Annotated in this window: 22 protein-coding genes; 15 read left to right on the top strand and 7 right to left on the bottom strand. The window is 62.2% G+C overall.

What is annotated here, in order from left to right:
• Position 1: 1 nt before the first annotated feature.
• The 4 genes from HU738_RS10750 to dksA form a co-directional block, all read right to left on the bottom strand.
• Complete coding sequence (locus HU738_RS10750; RefSeq protein WP_176509684.1) at positions 2-2,977, bottom strand: sensor histidine kinase; 2,976 nt, start codon at positions 2,975-2,977, stop codon at positions 2-4.
• Positions 2,961-3,137: a hypothetical protein gene (locus HU738_RS10755; protein WP_003250005.1), complete on the bottom strand. Its 177-nt coding sequence runs from the start codon at positions 3,135-3,137 to the stop codon at positions 2,961-2,963. The genes HU738_RS10750 and HU738_RS10755 overlap by 17 nt, the downstream gene beginning before the upstream one ends.
• 182 nt (positions 3,138-3,319) lie before the next feature.
• Positions 3,320-4,207: a tRNA glutamyl-Q(34) synthetase GluQRS gene (gene gluQRS / locus HU738_RS10760; RefSeq protein ID WP_186601138.1), complete on the bottom strand. Its 888-nt coding sequence runs from the start codon at positions 4,205-4,207 to the stop codon at positions 3,320-3,322.
• A 63-nt stretch (positions 4,208-4,270) separates the two neighbouring features.
• Positions 4,271-4,717: an RNA polymerase-binding protein DksA gene (dksA, locus tag HU738_RS10765; RefSeq protein ID WP_054885619.1), complete on the bottom strand. Its 447-nt coding sequence runs from the start codon at positions 4,715-4,717 to the stop codon at positions 4,271-4,273.
• A 211-nt stretch (positions 4,718-4,928) separates the two neighbouring features.
• Here dksA and HU738_RS10770 point away from each other — a divergent pair, with 211 nt between their 5' ends.
• Entirely contained in the window at positions 4,929-6,101 is a 1,173-nt protein-coding gene (locus HU738_RS10770) for a pyridoxal phosphate-dependent aminotransferase (RefSeq protein ID WP_186601139.1), read from the top strand.
• Complete coding sequence (sfsA, locus tag HU738_RS10775) at positions 6,102-6,815, top strand: DNA/RNA nuclease SfsA (RefSeq protein ID WP_176509681.1); 714 nt, start codon at positions 6,102-6,104, stop codon at positions 6,813-6,815.
• On the opposite strand, the gene HU738_RS10780 is transcribed toward sfsA, so the two are convergent.
• Entirely contained in the window at positions 6,805-7,122 is a 318-nt protein-coding gene (locus HU738_RS10780) for a Rieske (2Fe-2S) protein (RefSeq protein ID WP_186601140.1), read from the bottom strand. The two genes, sfsA and HU738_RS10780, sit on opposite strands and share 11 nt — an antisense overlap.
• A gap of 148 nt (positions 7,123-7,270) precedes the next feature.
• Here HU738_RS10780 and HU738_RS10785 point away from each other — a divergent pair, with 148 nt between their 5' ends.
• Genes HU738_RS10785 through HU738_RS10800 form a run of 4 tightly spaced genes read left to right on the top strand, consistent with a single transcriptional unit; the run spans position 7,271 to position 10,847 of the window.
• Positions 7,271-8,146 carry a heme/hemin ABC transporter substrate-binding protein gene (locus HU738_RS10785; protein ID WP_186601141.1) on the top strand — a complete coding sequence of 292 codons (876 nt, stop codon included), beginning with the start codon at positions 7,271-7,273 and terminating at the stop codon, positions 8,144-8,146.
• A 50-nt stretch (positions 8,147-8,196) separates the two neighbouring features.
• Positions 8,197-9,180, top strand: a complete 984-nt coding sequence (locus HU738_RS10790) for a FecCD family ABC transporter permease (protein WP_186601164.1) — start codon at positions 8,197-8,199, stop codon at positions 9,178-9,180.
• Positions 9,180-9,947 carry a heme ABC transporter ATP-binding protein gene (locus HU738_RS10795; RefSeq protein WP_186601142.1) on the top strand — a complete coding sequence of 256 codons (768 nt, stop codon included), beginning with the start codon at positions 9,180-9,182 and terminating at the stop codon, positions 9,945-9,947. The genes HU738_RS10790 and HU738_RS10795 overlap by 1 nt, the downstream gene beginning before the upstream one ends.
• Positions 9,948-9,959: 12 nt before the next feature.
• Positions 9,960-10,847 (top strand): ChaN family lipoprotein, encoded by an 888-nt coding sequence (locus HU738_RS10800; RefSeq protein ID WP_186601143.1) that lies wholly within the window; start codon positions 9,960-9,962, stop codon positions 10,845-10,847.
• Positions 10,848-11,048: 201 nt separating this feature from the next.
• On the opposite strand, the gene HU738_RS10805 is transcribed toward HU738_RS10800, so the two are convergent.
• Together HU738_RS10805 and HU738_RS10810 are read right to left on the bottom strand one after the other, a co-directional pair.
• Positions 11,049-11,324, bottom strand: a complete 276-nt coding sequence (locus HU738_RS10805; protein ID WP_176509676.1) for a TfoX/Sxy family protein — start codon at positions 11,322-11,324, stop codon at positions 11,049-11,051.
• A gap of 171 nt (positions 11,325-11,495) precedes the next feature.
• Entirely contained in the window at positions 11,496-13,058 is a 1,563-nt protein-coding gene (locus HU738_RS10810) for a bifunctional aminoglycoside phosphotransferase/ATP-binding protein (protein ID WP_186601144.1), read from the bottom strand.
• A gap of 117 nt (positions 13,059-13,175) precedes the next feature.
• Between HU738_RS10810 and mrcB the strand changes: the two genes are divergently transcribed.
• From mrcB to msrQ, 9 genes are all read left to right on the top strand, one after another.
• Positions 13,176-15,497, top strand: a complete 2,322-nt coding sequence (gene mrcB / locus HU738_RS10815; RefSeq protein ID WP_054885609.1) for a penicillin-binding protein 1B — start codon at positions 13,176-13,178, stop codon at positions 15,495-15,497.
• 16 nt (positions 15,498-15,513) lie between these two features.
• Complete coding sequence (locus tag HU738_RS10820; protein ID WP_186601145.1) at positions 15,514-16,299, top strand: tetratricopeptide repeat protein; 786 nt, start codon at positions 15,514-15,516, stop codon at positions 16,297-16,299.
• Positions 16,299-16,631: a YqcC family protein gene (locus HU738_RS10825; protein WP_176509673.1), complete on the top strand. Its 333-nt coding sequence runs from the start codon at positions 16,299-16,301 to the stop codon at positions 16,629-16,631. Before HU738_RS10820 ends, HU738_RS10825 begins: the two co-directional genes overlap by 1 nt.
• Positions 16,632-17,039: 408 nt before the next feature.
• The gene (locus HU738_RS10830; RefSeq protein WP_176509672.1) at positions 17,040-18,764 is read left to right on the top strand and encodes an acetolactate synthase 3 large subunit; all 1,725 of its coding nucleotides are present in this window, start codon (positions 17,040-17,042) and stop codon (positions 18,762-18,764) included.
• A gap of 1 nt (position 18,765) precedes the next feature.
• On the top strand, positions 18,766-19,257 hold the full coding sequence (gene ilvN / locus HU738_RS10835) for an acetolactate synthase small subunit (protein WP_003250040.1): 492 nt from the start codon (positions 18,766-18,768) through the stop codon (positions 19,255-19,257).
• A 55-nt stretch (positions 19,258-19,312) separates the two neighbouring features.
• A complete protein-coding gene (gene ilvC / locus HU738_RS10840) occupies positions 19,313-20,329 on the top strand; it encodes a ketol-acid reductoisomerase (protein ID WP_054885606.1) in 1,017 nt (338 codons plus the stop codon).
• 150 nt (positions 20,330-20,479) lie between these two features.
• The gene (pssA, locus tag HU738_RS10845) at positions 20,480-21,322 is read left to right on the top strand and encodes a CDP-diacylglycerol--serine O-phosphatidyltransferase (RefSeq protein WP_176509671.1); all 843 of its coding nucleotides are present in this window, start codon (positions 20,480-20,482) and stop codon (positions 21,320-21,322) included.
• 79 nt (positions 21,323-21,401) lie between these two features.
• Positions 21,402-22,415: a protein-methionine-sulfoxide reductase catalytic subunit MsrP gene (msrP, locus tag HU738_RS10850; protein ID WP_186601146.1), complete on the top strand. Its 1,014-nt coding sequence runs from the start codon at positions 21,402-21,404 to the stop codon at positions 22,413-22,415.
• Entirely contained in the window at positions 22,415-23,026 is a 612-nt protein-coding gene (gene msrQ, locus HU738_RS10855; RefSeq protein ID WP_176509669.1) for a protein-methionine-sulfoxide reductase heme-binding subunit MsrQ, read from the top strand. The genes msrP and msrQ overlap by 1 nt, the downstream gene beginning before the upstream one ends.
• Positions 23,027-23,138 lie beyond the last annotated feature (112 nt).

The following is a 23,138-nucleotide window of genomic DNA, read 5'->3' on the forward strand; positions in this document are numbered from 1 at the left end:
TTCAATTCTCTCGACGGTCTCGAATTTCAGGGGACGTCGCTACGACATGCCGGGGCAGGGTCACGCGGATCCGGGTGCCACGTTGCCGTTCGATATCGGCCGGGCTGTCGATGGTGATTTGCCCATAATGCTCTTCCACGATGGAATAGACCAGAGCGAGCCCCAGTCCGGTTCCTTCGCCCGGGTCCTTGGTGGTGAAGAACGGTTCGAACAGGCGGTCCATGATGTTCTTCGGGATCCCGCTGCCTTCGTCCTCGACGATCAGGTCGACGGTGTGCTCGCTGACTTCGCTGCGCACCCGCACGGCGCTGCCAGGCGGCGAGGCGTCGCGGGCATTGGACAGCAGGTTGATCAGCACCTGGGCGAGGCGCTGCGGATCGCCCTCGGCCCAGTGGTCCGGGTCGCAGAGATTGAAGAACTGTACTTCGAAGTTGCGCCGGTTCAACGCCAGCAGACCGATGGCGTCTTGTGCCACCTCGGCCAGGCATACCGGCTCTTCACTGTTCTGATGGCTGCCGCCGGCGTGGGCGAAGCTCATCAGCGACTGGACGATGCGCGACACGCGCTTGGTCTGCTCGAGGATCTGGCTGGACAGCTCGATGATTTCCCCATCGCCTTCACGCTCCTCGCGCAGGTTCTGCGCCAGGCAGGCAATGCCGGTAATCGGGTTGCCGATTTCGTGGGCCACGCCAGCGGCCAGGCGGCCGATGCTGGCCAGGCGCTCGGAATGCACCAGTTTGTCTTCCAGGGCCTGGGTTTCGGTGAGGTCCTCGACCAGCAGCACCAGGCCGCTGTTGCCGGGCGCCAGGGGCTCGTCGATGGCCGCTTTGTGCAGGTTCAGCCAGCGCGGTTGACCGTCCAGCGCCAGGCGCTGCTTGTGCAAATGTTCGTCCGGCACGTTGATGAAACCCTGCAGCAGGCCGCGCCAGGGTTCGCTGATGGTCACCAGGCGCGAGCCGACCACATGCTTGGCGGCAATGCCGGTGAGCTCTTCCATGGCCTTGTTCCACATGAGGATTTCCTGGTCCTTGGCCAGCGAGCAGACGCCCATGGGCAGCTCTTGCAAGGTCTGGCGGTGGTAGCGGCGCAGGGCGTCGAGTTCGGCGGCAAGGCCGGTGAGGCGCGAGTGGTAGTCTTCCAGGCGGCTCTCGATGAAATGGATGTCCTCGGTGACGTAGTTCTCGTTACCGGACTTGTACGGCAGGAAGGTCTCGACCATGTCCTGCGCCACGCTTGGCCCCATCAGGCCCGAGAGGTTGGCCTCGATACGGTCACGCAGGCGGCGCAAGGCATAGGGGCGGCGCTCATCGAACGGCAGGTAGAGGTCGCGCAGTGCCTGTTCTACCTCCTTCTGCGCCGCCTTGGCGCCAAGTGGCTTGGCCAGTTGGGTGGCGAATTCCTGTGGCGATGCGGCGTGCAGCTCGCGGCGCTGCGGCCGGCGCACGTTGTCCACGGCGCAGGCCTCGGCGGCGCTGACTTCCTCAGTGCTGGCGTTGGTGAACAGGGAAATCAGCGTGAACAGCAGCACGTTGGCCGCCAGCGAGGCAATGGCCGCCATGTGCCAGCTGGTGTCGTCAAGCACATAGATCATGTCCAGCAGCGGGATATAGAAGCCCTGCAGGTTGCCCAGCAGCGGCAGCAGCATGGTCACCAGCCACACCACGGTCCCGGCCAGCAGCCCGGCGATGAAGCCGCGGCGGTTGGCGGTCGGCCAGTACAGCACCGACAGCACGCCTGGCAGGAACTGCAGGGTGGCGACGAAGGCCACGATGCCCAGGTTGGCCAGGCTCTGGTGGTTGTTCTGGGTCAGGTAGAAGACGAAGCCGGCAGTGATGATGGCGACGATCAGCGCCCGGCGGGTCCACTTCAGCCAGCGGTAGATATTGCCTTCCGCCGGTGGCTGGTAAAGCGGCAGCACCAGGTGGTTAAGGGCCATGCCCGACAACGCCAGCGTGGTGACGATGATCAGCCCGCTGGCGGACGCGAGCCCGCCAACGTAGGCCAGCAAAGCCAGCGCCTGGTTGTTGGCGGCGATCCCCAGGCCCAGGGTGAAGTACTCGGGGTTGGTGCTGGCGCCCAGGCGCAGGCCGGCCCACAGCACCAGCGGCACGGCCAGGCTCATCAGCAGCAGGAACAGCGGCAGGCCCCAGCTGGCGCTGACCAGCGAGCGCGGGTTGAGGTTTTCGGTAAAGGCCATGTGGTACATGTGCGGCATGACGATGGCCGAGGCGAAGAACACCAGCAGCAGGGTGCGCCATGGGCCTTCCTGCAAGGGGGTGTGCAAGGCTGCCAGGGCCGTCTGGTTCTGCAGCAGCCACACTTCCAGTTGGTGCGGCCCGCCAAACACACCATACAGCGCATACAGGCCGATGCCGCCCAGGGCCAGCAGCTTGATCACCGATTCGAAGGCGATGGCGAACACCAGGCCTTCGTGTTTCTCACGGGTGGCGATATGGCGCGAGCCGAAGAAGATGGTGAACAGGATGATCAGTGCACAGAAGGCAAAGGCCACCCGGGCCTTGACCGGTTCGCCGGTAAGGATGCTGATCGAGTCGGCCACTGCCTGAATCTGCAGGGCCAGCAGGGGCAGCACGCCGATCAGCATGATGAGGGTGGTCAGCGCGCCGGCCCAGGTGCTGCGAAAACGGAACGCCAGCAGGTCGGCCAGCGACGATAACTGGTAGGTGCGGGTGATCTTGAGGATCGGGTAGAGCAGCACCGGCGCCAGCAGGAATGCACCGGACACCCCCAGGTAACAGGCGAGGAAGCCGTAGCCATACTGATAGGCCAGGCCTACCGAACCATAAAAGGCCCAGGCACTGGCGTAGACGCCCAGCGACAAGGTGTAGGTCAGCGGGTGGCGAATGATGGAGCGCGGGATCAGTCCTCGCTCGCTGATCCAGGCCACGCCGAACAGCACCATGAGGTACGCGGCGCTGATCAGGATCATCTGGGTCAGGCTAAAGCTCATCGGCATCTCGTTGGCTCTGCAGGATGAAGGTGACGACGATCAGGATCAGCCAGAGCAGGTAGGGGCGGTACCAGGCACCGGTCGGTTCGATCCACCAGTCCATGATGGCCGGGGAGAACAGGTAGATCCCCACGACCAGAAGCAGGACCAAACGATAGATGTACATGCTGGCCTCGATGGTTGGGCGCTGCGGGCTTGGACTTATTATTGGCGCAATTGACTGTGGCGATGCTAGCGGTAATCCATAGGGTTCGCCAAGAGTTTGAATTTATTACGCTTTTGAATTTGTGCGGTATTTGCCTGTGCCGTCCTCTTCGCGGGTAAACCCGCGAAGAGGCCGTGCCTGCTTCAGTGCAAATCAGCCTCTGGCACCGTCAACTGCCGGGCAATGGCTTCTGGCCGCCACTGCTCGCGTGCTACCGCCAGCACTTCGGCGGGTGTTGCCAGCAGCAGTTCGGCATCGGTGTCCTGCCCCAGCGCCCGCAACGCGCGCAGCAGCAAAGGCGTCGCCTGCGCCGCCTGCAGCGGCGGCGAACGATAGGACTTGCCCAGCTTGTGCCCGTCAGGCTGGACGATCAGTGGAATGTGCAGATAACGCGGTTGCGAAAAGCCCAGCAACTCCTGCAGGTACAGTTGGCGCGGCGTGTTGTCGAGCAGGTCGGCCCCGCGCACGATATCGGTGATGCCTTGCCAGGCATCGTCCAGCACCACCGCCAATTGATAGGCATAGAGCCCATCGCGTCGCTGGATGATGAAGTCGCCCACTTCGCGCCCAAGGTGCTGCTGGAACTCGCCTTGCACCCGGTCGCTGAAGCGGTAGATCAGTTCGGGTACCCGCAGGCGGATCGCCGCGCCTTCCCGGGCATGCCCCGCGTTACGGCAATAGCCTGGGTAAATGCCGTTGTGCCCCTCCAGCTGCTTGCGGGAGCAGGTACAGGCGTAGGCCAGGCCCATGCTGAACAGGCGGTCGACCACGGCGGCATAGGCTTCGTGGCGCTGGCTTTGATAAACCACTTCGCCATCCCATTCCAGGCCGTAGCGCTCGAGGGTCTGCAGTATCGCATCGCGGGCCCCTGGCATTTCCCTGGGTGGGTCGGTGTCCTCCATGCGCAACAGCCAGCGGCCGTCCACGGCGCGGGCATCGAGCCAGGAGGCCAGGGCGGCGACCAGCGAGCCGAAGTGCAGGAAGCCGCTTGGGGTGGGGGCGAAGCGTCCGATATAACGGGAGTCTTTCATGGCATTGCCAGGCATATAAATGAAACGGGGCGCATGATGCGCCCCGTTCGGATGGAAGACGTGTCAGCCTTTGCCGACGGTCTTTTCCTTTTTCTCCGCGATTTCCTTGCAGTCGAAGCACAGGTCGGCGGTAGGGCGGGCTTCAAGGCGGCGCAGGCCGATCTCGATGCCGCACGATTCGCACCAGCCGTATTCTTCGTCCTGGATCTTCTGCAAGGTCTTGTCGATCTTCTTGATCAGCTTGCGCTCGCGGTCGCGGTTACGAAGCTCCAGGGCAAATTCTTCTTCCTGGCTGGCGCGGTCGGCCGGGTCGGGGAAGTTCGCAGCTTCGTCCTTCATGTGGTCTACGGTGCGGTCGACACTCTGCATGAGCTCGCTTTTCCAAGCATTAAGCAGCTTGGTGAAGTGATCCCTCATGCGGTCGTCCATGTAATCTTCGCCCGTGCCCTCTTGATAGGGCGCGACACCGTACATGGTCTGACCGGTTTTTTGCTTTTCTACGGTGGACATGAATAGACCGCCTCTCACTCATCTGATCCAATGCGCAGGCTGCTCCATCTCCGGCACCCGCCGGCCCTGCGACTGCGAGCCGCCGAACTTACCAGATAGATCGGGGGTTGCGCTAGCCCGCCCGATCCTAGGTGTTGACCGCAGCGCGCGGCGCACGTTCGGTGCACTGCAAAGGTAGAATCAACAGTTTAGACCCAATTGAGAGAAGGTCATGGCCCACCCCTACAGCGCGCGCAGCCGCGCCATCGAACCCTTCCACGTCATGGCGTTGCTGGCGCGGGCCAACGAGCTGCAAGCAGCCGGCCATGACGTGATCCACCTTGAAATCGGCGAGCCGGACTTCACCACCGCCGCACCGATCGTCGCTGCCGGCCAGGCCGCGTTGGCCGCCGGGCATACCCGCTATACCGCCGCCCGTGGCCTGCCAGCGCTGCGCGAGGCCATCGCCGGTTTCTATGGCCAGCGTTATGGCCTGCAGATCGACCCCGAGCGGATTCTCGTCACGCCGGGCGGCTCCGGGGCGTTGCTGCTGGCCAGCAGCTTGTTGGTCGACCCCGGCAAGCACTGGCTGCTCGCTGACCCGGGTTACCCGTGCAACCGCCACTTCCTGCGCCTGGTCGAAGGCGGCGCGCAGCTGGTCCCAGTCGGGCCGGAGGTCAACTACCAGCTCACTGCCGACCTGGTCGAGCGTTACTGGGACAAGGACAGCGTCGGCGCCCTGGTCGCCTCGCCAGCCAACCCGACGGGCACCGTGCTGGGCCGCGAGGAGCTGGCCAGCCTGTCCAAGGCCACCCGTGAACGCCATGGTCACCTGGTGGTGGACGAGATCTACCATGGCCTGACCTACGGCATGGATGCGCCGAGCGTGCTGGAAGTGGACGACTCGGCGTTTGTCCTCAATAGTTTTTCCAAGTATTTCGGCATGACCGGCTGGCGGCTCGGCTGGCTGGTGGCCCCGCCCAATGCCGTGGCCGATCTGGAGAAGCTGGCGCAGAACCTCTACATCAGTGCACCGAGCATGGCCCAGCATGCGGCGTTGGCCTGCTTCCAGCCGGAAACGCTGGCGATTTTCGAATCGCGTCGCGCCGAATTCGCCCGTCGCCGCGACTACCTGTTGCCGGCCCTGCGTGAATTGGGCTTCCGCATTGCCGTCGAGCCGCAGGGCGCGTTCTACCTGTATGCCGATATCAGCGCGTTCGGTGGCGATGCCTTTGCTTTCTGCCAGCATTTCCTTGAAACCGAGCATCTGGCCTTTACCCCAGGCCTGGACTTCGGCCGCCATTTGGCCGGCCATCATGTTCGGTTTGCCTATACCCAGGGCCTGCCGCGCCTGGAACAGGCGGTCGAGCGCATCGCCCGTGGGCTGCGGAGCTGGCAAGGCTGAATGGTGTTCTTTCCTCCACTTGAACAAGGGCGCCTGCTGCGTCGCTACAAGCGCTTCCTGGCCGATATCGAATCGGCCAGTGGCGAGCAACTGACCATCCACTGCCCGAACACCGGTTCGATGCTTAATTGCATGCGCGAAGGCGGGCAGGTGTGGTTCAGCCGCTCCAACGACCCCAAGCGCAAATTGCCAGGCACCTGGGAAATCAGCGAAACGCCCCAGGGCCGCCTGGCTTGCATCAACACCGGGCGCGCCAATGCGCTGGTGGAGGAGGCGCTGCGTGCCGGAGTGATCCACGAGCTGGCCGGGTTTACCGCGCTGAAACGTGAGGTCGCTTATGGCGAAGAACGCAGCCGGGTGGATTTTCGCCTGGAGTTTGCAGCCGGGCCCGCCTATATCGAGGTCAAGAGCGTGACCCTGGGTTACCCGGATACTGCCGTGGCGGCGTTCCCGGATGCCGTGACCCAGCGCGGCGCCAAGCACTTGCGCGAGCTGGCGGCTTTGGCCCGCCAGGGCATTCGTGCGGTGCAGCTGTACTGCGTGAACCTGACCGGCATCGAGGCGGTACGCCCAGCCGATGAAATCGACCTTGCCTATGCCAACGCCCTGCGCGCTGCGGTGGCCGATGGGGTCGAGGTGCTGGCCTACGGGGTACGCCTGGATAGCGGGCAGATCGTCATCGACCGCCGGCTACCGGTGTTGCTCAACCCCTGAGCCAGATGCCCTGGCTGTCCTCATGGCAGTCCAGGGCCTGCAGCGTTTCGCCTTCGCAGGGGCCGGCCACGCATTCACCACTCTCCATCAGAAACAGCGCGCCATGATGGGCACAGTGGATCAGGCTGGCACTGTCGTCGAGAAAGGCATCTTGCGCCCAGTTCAGCGGGATGCCGCGGTGAGGGCAGCGGTTGCGGTACAGGTATACCTGGCCCTGACGGCGCACGCCGAACAGGTCGATGCCGTCTACGCTGAAGGCGCGGCTATGGCCCTCGGCCAGGGCCGTGGAAGGACAAAGAAAATGCATTGCAGGGAAGGCTCGTGAAACAAAGTGATGGCTTGACGCGTCAATGCGAATAATTATCAAATTGCCCGCATTTGCTGCACCGGCTGCCTATGGTGCGCAGTTCCGCTGCCCGCCACAAGGCGTGCGGCCCGCCTTCAGAAGGAATCCGATGATGCGCCGTCCCGCTGGCTTGCTCGCCCTGTGCGTAGTTTTCGTTGCTTCCACCCAGGCCTTGGCCGCCGAATTGCCGCAGCGCTGGGTCAGCGCAGGCGGGGCGCTGAGCGAGTGGATCAGTGAACTGGGTGGCGAGCCACGTCTGGTGGGCGTCGATACCACCAGCCAGCACCCCGCGTCGCTGAGGGCCTTGCCGAGTGTTGGTTATCAGCGGCAGTTGTCGGCCGAGGGCATTCTCAGCCTGCATCCGGATGTGCTGGTGGGTACCGAGGAGATGGGGCCGCCGCCGGTGCTGGCGCAGGTGCGCAAAGCCGGCGTGCCGGTCGAGTTGTTTTCCAGTCAGGCCGATCTGGCTGCCGTGGACCAGAACCTCAAGCACTTGGGCACCTTGCTCGGTGCCGAGGACAAAGCCGCACAGTTGGTGGCGGGCTATCATCGGCAACTCGAAGCGCTGCAATCGCAGGTCAGGCAGGCTCAGCAGCATCATCAGGCGCCAGCTGTGCTGCTGCTGGTTGGGCATGCCGGCGCCCAGCCGCTGATTGCCGGGCAGGGCACTGCAGGCGACTGGGTGCTGCGCCAGGCGGGGGGGCGCAACCTGGCCGAACACCAAGGCTACAAGAATTTCTCCAATGAGGCGCTGGCAGCGCTCGACCCGGATGTCGTGGTGTTTTCCGATCGTGCGTTGAGCGGTGAGCAGGCCTTGCAGGCGCTGCTCAAAGAGAACCCGGCGTTGGCCGCTTCCCGAGCAGTGCGCGACAAGCGCCTGGTGTCGCTCGACCCGACCTTGCTGGTGGGAGGTCTCGGCCCACGCCTGCCAACCGCCATGCAGGAACTGGCGACAGCGTTCTACCCGGCCAGCGCTGCCAGATGAAACAACGTATCCCGCCGCGAACGCTATTTGTTTGCCTGGCTTTGCTGTGCCTGATGGCCGTCTGGCTATCGCTGGCCCTTGGGCCGGTCAGCCTGCCGCCAGGGGATACCTTGCGCGCCGGCCTGCGTTTGCTCGGGCTGCCAATTGCCGCTGACGGCCTGGAACAGGCAGACATGATCCTTGGCCAGATCCGCATGCCCCGTACGCTGCTGGGGCTGGCAGTGGGCGCTGTGCTGGCGCTTTCCGGAGTGGCCATGCAGGGCCTGTTCCGCAACCCGTTGGCCGACCCCGGCCTGGTGGGTGTCGCCAGTGGTGCGGCGCTGGGGGCGGCGGTGGCGATTGTCGGCGGCAGTTGGCTAGGGGGTGTCCCGGAAGGGTTTGCCCCGTACCTGCTGTCGGCCTGCGCTTTCATCGGTGGGTTGGGTGTCACGGCGCTGGTGTACCGATTGGGACGGCGTGAGGGGCAGACCAACGTCGCCACGATGCTGCTGGCCGGCATTGCGCTGACAGCGCTGGGCGGCTCGGCGGTGGGGCTGTTCACCTACCTGGCCGATGACGCCACGCTGCGCACGCTGACCTTCTGGAATCTGGGCAGCCTCAATGGTGCCAGTTACGAGCGGCTCTGGCCTTTGTTGCTGATCACTGCGGGGGTGGCGCTCTGGCTGCCGCGCCGGGCTCAGGCGCTCAATGCGTTATTGCTCGGTGAATCGGAAGCGCGGCATCTGGGCATCGAAGTGGAGCGGCTCAAGCGCGAGCTGGTGTTCTGCACGGCTTTAGGGGTTGGCGCTGCAGTCGCCGCAGCGGGGCTGATTGGCTTCGTTGGGCTGGTGGTGCCACATCTGGTGCGGTTGCTGGCTGGCCCCGACCATAGGGTATTGTTGCCTGCCTCGCTGTTGGCCGGTGGGACCTTGCTTTTGTTTGCCGACCTGGTGGCGCGCTTGGCGTTGGCTCCGGCTGAATTGCCCATCGGTATCGTGACCGCATTCATCGGTGCCCCGTTCTTCCTGTTTTTGCTGGTTCGAGGGCGTAATTGATGCTCGAGGTCCAAAACCTGCATCTGCGCCGAGGCAGCAATGAAGTGCTGCATGACATCAATCTGCAACTGGAGCCTGGGCAGGTGCTGGGCGTGCTGGGGCCTAATGGCGCGGGTAAGAGCAGCCTGCTGGGGGCATTGTGCGGCGAGCTAGCGCCAAGCCACGGGCAGGTGACCCTGCAGGGTAAAGCCCTGGCTCAATGGCCGGGCCAGGCTCGGGCACAGCGCCTGGCGGTGTTGCCACAGGTATCCAGCCTGGGCTTCGCCTTCCGTGTCGAGGAGGTAGTCGGCATGGGGCGGCTGCCCCACGGCAGTGGTCGGCAGCGTGACCGGGAGATCGTCGAGGCAGCGTTGCAGGCCGCAGACGCCTGGCATCTGGTTGAGCGCAGTTACCTGGCGCTGTCCGGTGGTGAGCGCCAACGTGTGCACCTGGCACGGGTGCTGGCCCAGCTCTGGCCGGGTGAACAGGGGACCACGCTGTTGCTCGACGAGCCGACTTCCATGCTCGACCCTTTGCACCAGCATACGACGCTGGAAGCTGTACGCAGCTTCGCCGACCGTGGTGCAGCAGTGCTGGTGATCCTGCATGACCTCAACCTGGCTGCACGCTACTGTGATCGTGTCCTGCTTCTCGAAAGCGGCCGCTGCCACGCCCTGGCCAGCCCCCGGGAGGTGCTGACGCCAGTGTCACTCAAGGCCGTGTTCGGCATCGACGTGCTGGTGCAGGCGCACCCGGAACGGGGCCACCCGCTGATCATTACCCGCTAGGAGGCACTGCCCATGGGTTATCCTTTGCTGTGCGGTTCATTGCTGTGCCTGGCGCTGGCGCTGGGTGGCTGTCAGGCCAACCTGCCGCCGTTGCCGGCCTGGCAGAGCAGCGAGGGGCGGGATAACGCCGAACTGGGGCAGATTCACGATCTGGCCAGTGGACAGGTGATCAGCCCCGAACAGCTGGTCGAGCGCCTGGCCGATGCGCCACGGGTGTTGATCGGCGAGAAGCATGACAACCCGGATCATCACGCCTTGCAGCTGTGGTTGATGCGTGCGCTGCAGCTGCGCCGGGCGCAGGGCAGCCTGTTGCTGGAAATGCTGCAACCCGAGCAGCAGGCCGGCGTCGATGCGCTCGCCGGGCGAGCGCAACTGCCACAGGACCTGCCCAAGGCCCTGGCCTGGGACGACGGCTGGGACTGGCAATTGTACGGCCCTATTGTGCGAGAAGCCTTGCAACACCGTGTGCCGCTGTTGGCAGCCAACCTGTCACCCACCGAGATGCGCCAGGCCTATCGGCACCCTGCGGTTATGTCGGGAACCCGGTCCAATGCGCCAGCGGTACGGGCGGCACTGCTCGATCAGGTGAAGCAGGGGCATTGTGGCCTGCTACCGGAAAGCCAGCTGCCAGCGATGCTGGCTGTGCAACAACAGCGGGATCGGCGTATTGCCGAACGGCTGCTGGCGGCGCCGCAGCCAGCGCTGCTGTTGGCCGGGTCGTTCCATGCGCGCAAGGACTTGGGGGTGCCTTTGCACCTTGCCGATCTTGGCGCGACGGGCGAGAGCAAAGTGGTGCTGCTGGCCGAAGTGGGTGAGCAGGTCAGAAGCGAGATGGCCGACTTTGTCTGGTACACAGCGGCGATGCCCGAGCAGGACTACTGCGCGCAGTTGCGCCAATAGCACAGACGCCGCTGGGCGGGGTGAACCTGCGGGCAAAAAAAGACCCGGCAAAATGCCGGGTCAATAACCGTGATTAGCCTGATGAGGAGATAATCTGAGAATCCGAACCAGGGACTCTTAGCTTATCCAACCAGTCTCGCGACCAGTTGTGATAATCATAACGATTCTCATTTCATCGTCAACACCCTTCTCGCGTTTATTTCAGATTTTTTTGGCGATAGGGCATTTCGCATCGAGTTGTTGATTGAGCGCTTCCTTGCGTTCGGCTGGCAAATCGTTCCAGTGCATGTCCAGCAATGCACCTTCAATGGCGTACAACAGCACCTTCGACGCCCTGAACCCTCGCGTTTTCACGGCCTGATAGGCGCCCACCGCGCCGAGCCGGCGCAAGTCCGACGCGCTGTGGATACCCGCCGCATGCAACCACTGTGCAGAGGTCTTGCCAAGATTCTTCAGGTGCTGCAATTCATCGTTCATCGAGCCTCCTTGCGATGGCTGAACGGGTCTAGGGGATAAATCGCGAGCAGGTCAGAGAGGAGTGTAGCGGGGGTTGGAAAATGCGCGGCCTTTTGCCATCGGGGACGACGAGCTGTGCTGGCTTGGGGAGGCGCTGCTCCGGCAACGGGCCGGAGCAGGCGTAAAGCGGACTTACAGTCCTGGCAGGCGCTGGCGAATCTGCTCGATCACCTGGTCCATACCGCTGGCTTCCTGGGTATCGATGCGGGTGCTGTGTAGCAGCTCCTGTGCATCCAGTGGCTCACGGCTGGCCTGCTGGGCCTTGACCACTTCAAGCGTGGCATCCGACGGGTCGCTGTTCTCGGCCTGGCGCTGTTCCAGCCAGCTGGCGATGACCGCTTCCGGTGCATGGCAGTCGAGGATCAGGAACGGCACGCCAGTCTCGTTGGTCACTGCTGCGGCGGCCTGGCGCTGTTCAGCCTTGAGGTAGGTGGCATCGAGCACCACCGGGAAACCGGCACGCAAGATCGTCGCCGCCAGTGCGTGCAGGCGCTGGTAGGTGGCCGTGCTGGCGTCCTGGTCATAGATCCCGGCAGCGAGTTGGCCGGCGTTCTGCGCCTGCTGTTCGCCGAACAGGCGCTTGCGCTCCACATCCGAACGCACGCGAACCGCGCCCAGCGCCTCGACCAGGCGCATGGCCACGTGGCTCTTGCCCACTGCCGAAACGCCATGGGTGACAGCAAGCAGGCGGGAAGGGATGGCGCTGTAGCTTTCCGCCAGGTTGGCGTAGTTGCGGTAGGTGCGCAGGGTCGTGGCGCGCTGCACGGCGTCGGCATCGGCCGACAGGCTGAACAGGGCGACCTTGGCCCGTACCAGTGCACGGTAGGCCTTGTAGAAATTCAGCAGTTCCAGCCCGGCATAGTCGCCGGTCAGCTCCAGGTACTGGCTGATGAAGCGGCGGGCCAGGCACTTGAGGCCACGGTCTTCCAGGTCCATGGCCAGGAAACCGATGTCGGCGTAGACATCAGTCAGGCGGAACGGCTCGTTGAACTCGATGCAGTCGAAGATCACCACCTTGCCATCGATCAGGGTGGCGTTGCCCAGGTGAATGTCACCGTGGCATTCACGGATGAAACCATTGGCCTTGCGCGCCTGGAGCAGGCCATGCAGGCGCTCGAAGCTGCTGCGCGCCCAGGCCTGGAGGTTGTCCAGTTGCTGCAGGTCGGCTTTGTCGCTGAGGAACGGGCGGATCTGCTCGAAGTTCTGCTCGACCGGAGCCATCACGCTTTCCGGGGTGCCCAGCGGATGCTCCGGCGACACTTTCGGTGCCTGCAGGTGGAATTCGGCAATCTGCCGGGCCATCTGGTCGATGTGGCTGGTATTCAGCTCGCCATTGGCCTGCAAGGTGCTGAGCATCTGGCCTTGGGGGAACTGGCGCATCTTCAAGGCATATTCGATCGCCTCACCTTCACCACCGATCTGTGGCGCTTCGGCACTGCCGGTGATTGGCAGGACTTCAAGGTACAGGCCGTCGGTCAGGCGCTGGTTCAGGCGCAGCTCTTCGTTACAGAAGTGCTGGCGTTGGCCCAGGCTGGTGAAGTCGAGGAAGCCGAAGTTCATCGGCTTTTTGATCTTGTAGGCGTACTCGCCGGTGAGCAGGACCCAGGAGATGTGCGTCTCGATGAGCTGGAACCCGTCCACGGGATGAGGGTACAGGGCAGGGTTCTGCAACGCGTTGATCAAGGCTTGGCTCACGGGAAATCCTTCCGGGGACAGGGAATTCGAAAGCGCCATTATGGTCAATGGTGCCGTCCCTGCCTACCGCCAGAGGGCGCCTGCCTACCCTTTATAAAGTGCGTATAATCCGCCGCCATGACTCGAACCCGAAATCCCCGTACCCCTCAGAAACGCCCGACCGGCCGCTCGCGCGCCTGGCTGGGCTGGGCCTTGAAGCTCAGCCTGGTCGGCCTGGTGATCGTCGCCGGCTTCGCGGTTTACCTCGATGCCATCGTTCAGGAGAAGTTCTCCGGCAAGCGCTGGACCATCCCGGCCAAGGTGTATGCCCGGCCGCTGGAGCTGTTCAGCGGCCAGAAACTGAGCAAGAACGACTTCCTCACCGAGCTCGACGCCCTCGGATACCGGCGTGAAAGCGCGGCCAACGGCCCGGGCGCGGCGGCGGTCAACGGCAATACCGTCGACCTCAATACCCGTGGCTTCCAGTTCTACGAGGGTATGGAGCCTGCGCAGTTCGTGCGTGTGCGCTTCTCCGGCGACTATGTGGCAGACCTCGCCGGTGCCAACGGCAAGAAACTCGACGTGGTACGCCTTGAGCCGCTGATGATCGGCGGCATCTACCCGAAGAACCTCGAAGACCGCATCCTCATCAAGATCGACCAGGTGCCGCCATACCTGCTCGAAACCCTGGTAGCCACCGAGGACCGGGACTTCTACAGCCACTTCGGCGTGTCGCCCAAGTCCATCGCCCGGGCCATGTGGGTCAACACTTCGGCCGGTTCGATGCGCCAGGGCGGCAGTACCCTGACCCAGCAGCTGGTGAAAAACTTCTACCTGACCAGCGAGCGTAGCCTCACCCGTAAGCTGACTGAAGCGATGATGGCCGTACTGCTGGAAATGCATTACGACAAGCGCGAGATCCTCGAGGCCTATCTCAACGAAGTATTCGTCGGCCAGGATGGCCAGCGCGCCGTGCATGGCTTCGGCCTGGCCAGCCAGTTCTTCTTCAGCCAGCCGCTGTCGGAGCTGAAACTGCACCAGATCGCCTTGCTGGTTGGCATGGTCAAGGGGCCGTCTTATTACAACCCGCGGCGTTACCCTGACCGTGCGCTGGCGCGGCGTAACCTGGTCCTCGACCTGGTGGCCGAGCAAGGCGTGGCCAGCCAGGCGGAGGTCGATGCGGCGAAGAAGATGCCGTTGGGCGTGACCAAGCGCGGCAGCCTGGCCGACAGCTCGTTCCCGGCATTCCTTGACCTGGTCAAGCGCCAGCTGCGCCAGGACTACCGTGACGAAGACTTGACCGAGGAAGGCCTACGTATCTTCACCAGTTTCGACCCGATCCTGCAGATGAAGGCTGAAACCTCCATGGCCGAAACCTTCAAGCGTCTGGCCGGGCGCAAAGGTGCCGACGAGGTGGAATCGGCGATGGTCGTAACCAACCCGGAAACCGGCGAGGTGCAGGCCTTGATCGGCAGCCGCCAGTCCGGGTTTGCGGGCTTCAACCGTGCCATCGATGCCGTGCGGCCGATCGGCTCGCTGGTTAAGCCGGCGGTGTACCTGACTGCGCTGGAGCAGCCAAGCAAGTACACCCTGACCTCCTGGGTGCAGGACGAACCGTTCTCGGTCAAAGGAGCCGATGGCCAGGTATGGCGCCCGCAAAACTATGACCGGCGTTCGCACGGTACGATCTACCTGTACCAGGGCCTGGCCAACTCGCTGAACCTGTCGACCGCCAAGCTCGGCCTGGAAGTCGGTGTGCCGAATGTGATCAAGACCATTGGTCGCCTCGGCGTCAACGTCGATTGGCCCGCCTTCCCGGCAATGCTGCTGGGGGCTGGCGGCATGTCGCCCATGCAAGTCGCGACGATGTACCAGACCATCGCCAACGGTGGCTTCAACACGCCGATGCGCGGCATCCGCAGCGTGCTCACGGCCGAGGGCGAGCCGCTCAAGCGCTACCCGTTCCAGATCCAGCAGACCTTCGACCCAGGTGCCATCTACCTGGTACAGAACGCCATGCAACGGGTGATGCGTGAAGGTACCGGTCGCTCGGTCTACAACGTGCTGCCAAGCTCGCTGACCCTGGCGGGCAAGACCGGCACCAGTAACGATTCGCGCGACAGCTGGTTCTCTGGCTTCAGCCAGGACCTGCTGGCAGTGGTGTGGATGGGCCGGGACGACAACGGCAAGACGCCATTTACCGGTGCCACCGGCGCCCTGCAGGTGTGGACCAGCTTCATGAAGAAGGCCGACCCGCTGCCATTGGACATGCCACAGCCAGACAATGTGGTGCAAGCGTGGATCGATCCGTACAGCGGCCATGGTTCTGACAGAAGCTGTCCGGGCGCCGTGCAGATGCCGTATATTCGCGGCAGTGAACCGCCCGCCGGAGCGACCTGCGGCGGTGAGCAGAATCCCGTAGAGTCGGTCATGGACTGGGTCAAGGGCTGGATGAACTGAGCCCAACGCAGCATTGATGAGGTGTGAATTGAAAAAGTGGCTGTTTCCTGCCGTGACGGCGCTGGTAGTGCTCCAGGGGTGCTCCAGCGTGCCGCGAGGCAACATTCCGGTAGTGGACTCGAGCACCCGGGTGTCCAATAGTGAGCGCGTCCAGGCCCACCGTTCGGCGGGCATGAGCAATGGCACCGCGCAGGCACAGTCGCTGCCAGAGGACTCGGGCGTGACCGTGATGATTCCGCAAGGCGCGGGGGCCGCAGGCATCCAGACCTTCCCGGCGGGCAGCAGCGCGGCGCCAATCAGTACCGGCCCTATCACGCCAGGCCCGGTGACTTCGGCGCCGATCACTACAAACCCTAACCCGATCGCTGACGAACCCTTCGATATCGCCTCGATGAACAGCACGCCGGCCACATCCAGCGCACCGACCGGCATCCCGCGCAGTAATGCCGCTTCCGGTGGTCTTTCGGCCGACGAGCAGCTCGATGGCCCGGTACTGGCACTGCTGACCACCGCTCAGTCGCAGCAGGGCAGCGGTGACTTCAACGGTGCCGCTTCGAGCCTGGAGCGCGCCCAGCGCATCGCCCCGCGCGAGCCTCAGGTGTTGTTCCGCCTGGCCCAGGTGCGCCTGTCGCAAGGCGACGCGCCCCAGGCCGAGCAACTGGCCCGCCGTGCGTTGACTTACGCCAATGGCCGCCCCGACCTGCAGGCCGAGCTGTGGAACACCATCGCCCAAGCCCGTGAGAAGCAGGGTGACAGCGCCGGTGCCGCCTTGGCGCGGCAGAAAGCGCGGGTCAACTCGTGATGATCGAGCAACGCATTCTCGATATCGCCGACCACCTGCTGCTCATCGAGCGTGAGCTGCAGGTGCAAGGCTGGTGGGATGATGAGCCGCCGAGCGACGATGCGCTGGCCAGCACCGTTCCTTTCGCGGTCGACACGCTCAGCTTCGAGCAGTGGTTGCAGTGGATCTTCCTGCCGCGCATGAAGATCATCATCGAACTCGGCCACCCCCTGCCCAATGCCTCGAGCATCCTGGTGATGGCGGAAACCGTGTTCACCGATCGTCCGGAAGAAAGTCGCGAGCTGCGCCGCCTGTTGGCAGCATTCGACCAATTGATCGCTCCTTCCGCCTGATTTCTTCAGTTTTTCCTTCAAGGGCCGCAGATTGTGGCCCTTTTTTATAAAAATGTTATTTTTTCTGCTGCTGACTCGGTTTTTAGTGGTGGAAGGAATTCATCTTCGGGAAAAATTGGCAATAATTTTTCTTGACTTGTAGGCGCCAAATCACAAGAATCCAGATTCCGCTGTAGAGGGACTGCCAGAAGCAGACCCGCTAAGCAGATCATGAGGCGCACACCCGCGCCGCCTGTAACACCCCGCAACGCGTTACCTCGCGCTGGGTGGGAAAACCCCGCAACACTCTGGGGTCCTCCCAATACTTGCTCAGTCAGTGCTGAACGTTCGCTCATGCTCTGCTTGGCAGTAAACCTATTAAGACCCGCCCAGTGAGGGCGGTATTCTGGCGTTTTAGAGGTGAACAACGTGGAGCTTTTATCTGGCGCTGAAATGGTCGTCCGCTTCTTGCGTGACGAAGGCGTTAAGCACATCTACGGGTACCCTGGTGGTGCTCTCCTTCATGTTTATGACGCGCTGTTCAAAGAGCCGGAAGTGGAACACATCCTGGTTCGTCACGAGCAGGCGGCAACCCATATGGCGGACGGCTACGCCCGCGCCACCGGCAAGGCCGGCGTGGTGCTGGTAACCTCCGGTCCGGGCGCGACCAATGCCATTACCGGCATTGCCACCGCCTACATGGATTCGATTCCGATGGTCATCCTGTCCGGCCAGGTGCCTAGCACCATGGTAGGTACCGATGCCTTCCAGGAAACCGACATGATCGGTATCTCGCGGCCGATCGTGAAGCACAGCTTCATGATCAAGAACCCGACCGAGATCCCTGAAGTACTCAAGAAAGCCTTCTACCTGGCGCAATCCGGTCGCCCAGGCCCGGTCGTGGTCGACATTCCAAAAGATATGACCAACCCGGCCGAGAAGTTCGAGTACGTCTATCCGAAGAAGGTCAAGCTGCGCTCTTACAGCCCGGCTGTGCGCGGTCATTCCGGCCAGATCCGCAAGGCTGCCGAAATGCTCCTGGCTGCCAAGCGCCCGATCGTCTATGCCGGTGGCGGCGTGATCCTCGGCGGTGGCTCCGAAGCCCTGACCGAAATCGCCAAGTCACTGAATCTGCCGGTCACTAACACCCTGATGGGGTTGGGTGGCTTCCCGGGGACTGACCGTCAGTTCCTCGGCATGCTCGGCATGCACGGCAGCTTCACTGCCAACATGGCCATGCACAATGCCGACGTGATCTTTGCTGTCGGCGCGCGTTTCGACGACCGCGTGGTCAATGGCCCGGCCAAGTTCTGCCCGAATGCCAAGATCATCCATGTCGACATCGACCCGGCGTCGATTTCCAAGATGATCAAAGCCGACGTGCCGATCGTTGGCCCGGTCGACAGCGTGCTCAGCGAAATGCTTGGCATCCTCAAGGAAATTGGCGAGCAGCCTGACAAGGTGGCGCTGGATGCCTGGTGGAAGCAGATTGACGAATGGCGTGGCAATGGCGAGCTGTTCCCTTATGACAAGGGCGACGGCAACGTTATCAAACCGCAAAAAGTCATCGAGACCCTGTGCGAAGTGACCCATGGCGATGCTTTCGTCACCTCGGACGTTGGCCAGCACCAGATGTTCGCGGCGCAGTACTACCGCTTCAACAAGCCGAACCGCTGGATCAACTCCGGTGGCCTGGGCACCATGGGCTTCGGCTTCCCGGCAGCGATGGGCGTCAAGCTCAACTTCCCGGATCAGGACGTTGCCTGCGTGACTGGCGAAGGCAGCATCCAGATGAACATCCAGGAGCTGTCCACCTGCATGCAGTACGGCCTGCCGGTGAAGATCGTCAACCTGAACAACGGTGTATTGGGCATGGTCCGCCAATGGCAGGACATGGCCTACAACGGTCGTCATTCGCACTCGTACGTCGAGTCGCTGCCTGACTTCATCAAGCTGGCCGAGGCCTACGGCCATGTGGGTATCCGCATCACCAGCCTGAAAGATCTCAAGCCGAAGCTTGAAGAAGCGTTTGCGATGAAGGACCGCCTGGTGTTCATCGACATCGCGGTCGACCGCAGCGAGCACGTCTATCCGATGCAGATCAAGGATGGCTCGATGCGTGACATGTGGCTGAGCAAGACGGAGCGTACCTGATATGCGGCACATCATTTCCCTGCTGCTGGAAAACGAACCCGGTGCTCTGTCCCGTGTGGTCGGCCTGTTCTCCCAGCGCAACTACAACATTGAAAGCCTGACCGTGGCGCCGACCGAAGACCCGACCCTGTCGCGTCTGACGCTGACCACCGTTGGCCATGACGAAGTGATCGAACAGATCACCAAGAACCTGAACAAGCTGGTCGAAGTGGTAAAACTGGTCGACCTGTCGGAAAGCGCCCATATCGAGCGTGAACTGATGCTGGTCAAGGTCAAGGCCACCGGTGCCCAGCGCGCCGAGATCAAGCGCACCACGGACATCTTCCGTGGCCAGATCGTCGATGTGACCGCCAGTGTGTACACCGTGCAGCTGAGCGGCACCAGCGACAAGCTGGACAGCTTCATCCAGGCGATCGGCACCGCATCGATTCTCGAAACCGTGCGCAGTGGCGTTACCGGCATCGCCCGTGGCGACAAAGTGCTCAGCATCTAAATTCAAAAATTAGCGATGGCTCCGCAGGGGCCGAGATATAACCAGGGGTATTTTCATGAAAGTTTTCTACGATAAAGACTGCGACCTTTCCATCATCCAGGGTAAGAAAGTCGCCATCATCGGTTACGGTTCCCAAGGCCACGCTCAGGCGTGCAACCTGAAGGACTCCGGTGTAGATGTCACCATCGGTCTGCGTAAAGGTTCGGCCACCGTTGCCAAGGCTGAAGCCCATGGCCTGAAAGTGACCGACGTTGCCTCCGCCGTCGCTGCCGCCGACCTGGTCATGATCCTGACCCCGGACGAGTTCCAGGGCCAGCTGTACAAGCAGGAAATCGAGCCGAACATCAAGAAGGGCGCTACCCTGGCCTTCTCCCACGGCTTCGCCATCCACTACAACCAGGTTGTTCCACGTGCCGACCTCGACGTGATCATGATCGCGCCAAAAGCACCGGGCCACACCGTGCGCTCCGAGTTCGTCAAAGGTGGCGGTATCCCTGACCTGATCGCTATTTATCAGGACGCCTCCGGCAACGCCAAGAACGTCGCCCTGTCGTACGCTTCGGGCGTAGGCGGCGGCCGTACCGGTATCATCGAAACCACCTTCAAGGACGAGACCGAAACCGACCTGTTCGGTGAGCAGGCTGTTCTGTGCGGTGGTACTGTCGAGCTGGTCAAAGCCGGCTTCGAAACCCTGGTTGAAGCAGGCTACGCGCCAGAAATGGCCTACTTCGAGTGCCTGCACGAGCTGAAGCTGATCGTTGACCTCATGTACGAAGGCGGCATTGCCAACATGAACTACTCGATCTCCAACAACGCCGAGTACGGTGAGTACGTCACCGGTCCGGAAGTCATCAACGAAGAATCCCGCAAGGCCATGCGTAACGCTCTGAAGCGCATCCAGGACGGTGAGTACGCGAAGATGTTCATCTCCGAAGGTGCTACCAACTACCCATCGATGACCGCCAAGCGCCGCAACAACGCCGCTCACGGCATCGAGATCATCGGCGAGCAGCTGCGTTCGATGATGCCTTGGATTTCGGCTAACAAAATCGTCGACAAGACCAAGAACTGAGTCTTATCGAAAGATGAAAAACGCGGCTTCGGCCGCGTTTTTTCGTTCTGGCAGTCAGCTTCTGGTATAAAGCAGACCAGTGGCTCGCCGTCAGAACCTGTTTTGCGGGCCCGTGTCGAACATTTTCCATCCTGTTGCAAGGTACCCTCCATGAGCGAACGTCCCGAAGAGCCGAACAAGCCCTCCGACGCCGAAAGCCTGCTACCTGTCGATGAGCACGTTGAAGAAGGGCATGACGCCGAAGGGCGCAAGGTGCGCCATCGCGGCATCTATCTGCTGCCCAACCTTTTCACCACCGCCAACCTGTTTGCCGGTTTCTATTCCATCATCAGCTCGATGAGTGCGCAGAGCGCTGGCGATCCACGCGAGGCAAGCAAGTATTTCGCCTTTGCCGCCATTGCGATCTTCGTGGCCATGGTGCTCGACGGCCTCGATGGTCGTGTGGCGCGCATGACCAATACCCAGAGCGCCTTCGGTGCCGAGTACGACTCGCTATCGGACATGGTCGCCTTCGGTGTGGCCCCAGCCCTGCTGGCCTTCGGCTGGGCGTTGGGTGACATGGGCAAGGTCGGCTGGATGGTCGCCTTCATCTATGTAGCGGGTGCGGCGTTGCGTCTGGCGCGTTTCAATACCCAGGTTGGCACTGCCGACAAGCGCTACTTCATCGGCCTGGCCAGTCCGGCCGCCGCCGGTGTGGTCGCCGGTACCGTCTGGGCATTCAGCGACTACGGCATTCAGGGCTCCAAGCTGTCGTTCCTGGTGGCACTGCTGGTAGCCGCTGCGGGCATGCTGATGGTCAGCAACATCAAGTACAACAGCTTCAAGGAGCTGGACCTCAAGGGGCGAGTGCCGTTCGTGGCGATCCTCGCGGTGGTGTTGGTGTTTGCCGTGGTGTTCAGCGACCCACCGCGCATTCTCCTGCTGATCTTCCTTGCCTACGCTGCTTCGGGGCCTATCCAGTTCCTGCTGCGTGGTCGTCGCCGCAAAGGGTGATAAATATTTAATGCTGGAATAACCCTCCGGCTCCATAGTCTTACTGGTACATCCGTTATCCAGTGCTGTGGAGCCGACCATGCTCATCAAGCTTCCCAGGTCTTCCGACTGCAAGGCAGCGGAGATCACTCCTGAAGGTATCTACTTTTCCCGTCGTACTCTGCTCGGTGGCTCGCTGGCTGGTCTGGCCTTGGGCGCATTGCCCGGCGGGGCGAGCGCAGCTGATGTGTCGCGCTATGCCGATGTGGCGCCCGGCGCCGCGCCAGGCTGGTTTACCGACAAGCTCGCTGCCGCACGTTGGCAGGCAGTGACGGTCAAGGATGAGGCGATTACGCCCTTCAAAGACGCCACCCATTACAACAACTTCTATGAGTTCGGCCCGGACAAGGGCGACCCGGCCGCCAATGGCGACAGCCTGAAGACCGAGCCCTGGTCGGTCGTGGTGGATGGTGAGGTGGGCAAGCCGGGGCGCTATGCGCTGGAAGACCTCGTAAAACCCTATCAACTTGAAGAACGCATCTATCGGCTGCGCTGTGTGGAGGCGTGGTCGATGGTCATTCCCTGGCTGGGGTTTCCCTTGGCGCAGCTGCTCAAGCAGGTCGAACCGACCTCGAAGGCGCGCTATGTCCGTTTCGAGACGCTGAAGGACCCGCAGCACATGCCTGGGCAGCGTTCAGGCTTTGCCTTGATCGACTGGCCTTATAGAGAAGGCTTGCGCCTGGATGAGGCGATGCATCCGCTGGCGATTCTGGCCGTGGGGATGTATGGCCGGGAGCTGCCCAACCAGAATGGTGCACCGTTACGTCTGGTGGTGCCCTGGAAGTACGGCTTCAAAAGCATCAAGTCCATCGTGCGAATCAGCTTGGTGGCCGAGCAGCCCGGGACTACCTGGCAGGGGCTGGCGCCAGAAGAGTATGGCTTTTACGCCAATGTGAACCCAACCGTTGACCATCCGCGCTGGACTCAGGCTCGCGAGCGACGCTTGCCCAGCGGTTTGTTCAGTCCCAACGTGCGAGAGACTCAGATGTTCAATGGTTACGCCGATGAGGTGGCGTCGCTGTATACCGGGCTTGATCTGCGGAAGAACTATTGATGCGCTATCCCTGGTTTCGGCTGGCTATTTTTATTGTGGGGTGTCTGTTCCCCGCATGGTGGTTGTACGAGGCGGCAATGAACCTGTTGGGGCCGGACCCCGGGAAGATCATCATGGATCGACTGGGGCTAGGGGCGTTGACCTTTTTGCTGATCACCTTGGGGATGACGCCGCTGCAGAAACTGACGGGGTGGCCGGGGTGGATCGTGGTGCGGCGTCAGCTGGGGTTGTGGGTGTTTGCCTATATCGTGCTGCACATCCTGGCGTATCTGTTCTTTATCCTTGGGTTGGATTGGGGGCAGTTGGCGGTCGAGTTGCGCAAGCGACCTTACATTATTGTCGGTTCGCTTGGTTTTCTCGGCTTGCTGGTGCTGGCGGTTACCTCGAACCGGTATAGCCAGCGGCGACTGGGGGCGCGTTGGAAGAAGCTGCACAAGCTGGTGTACGGGGTGCTTGGACTGGGGTTGTTGCACTTCCTGTGGATCGTTCGCTCGGATCTGAGGGAGTGGGCTATTTATGCAGGCATTGGCGCTGTGCTCATGTTCATGCGGTTTCCTGCTGTTGCGCGGACCCTTCCGAGGATTTTGCGGAGGCCGGAGAGGGCGCGCTGAGATGTTTTTGAAAGAAAAGGTTGACGGGGTCTCGAATCCCCTTATAATGCGCCCCACTTCCAGCGACATCGGAACGACAAACTCTTTGAAATTCAACGAGTTAGGTGGTTAA

Origin of the sequence: Pseudomonas vlassakiae (assembly GCF_014269035.2) — a bacterium.
GTDB classification, from domain to species: Bacteria; Pseudomonadota; Gammaproteobacteria; order Pseudomonadales; family Pseudomonadaceae; genus Aquipseudomonas; species Aquipseudomonas vlassakiae.